1 pseudogene is annotated in these 208 nt (G+C 51.0%); it reads left to right on the plus strand.

Annotated elements, in window-relative coordinates:
- Nucleotides 1–208, plus strand: a pseudogene (locus DWW23_RS26900) (hypothetical protein); the annotation flags it as partial.

Here is a 208-nt window from a genome sequence, read left to right on the forward strand (position 1 = left end):
ATCCGTTGCAGCTACCGGAGTTCTGGGTGGTGTTGGTGGTGTTGATGGGGATTGCTAATACAACTGTCTCCATTGACACACCCCCTACCCCCTCTCGAGAGGGGAAGAAGATACTTTCAGTCGCTGTAATCGGGGGAATAGCGGTGTGTTGCGGATGGCTTTTCTGGCAGCAGAAAGGCTATTACCAGGGGTATAAGAAATGGAATAC

The organism is Parabacteroides sp. AF14-59, from assembly GCF_003479515.1.
GTDB classification, from domain to species: Bacteria; Bacteroidota; Bacteroidia; order Bacteroidales; family Tannerellaceae; genus Parabacteroides; species Parabacteroides faecis.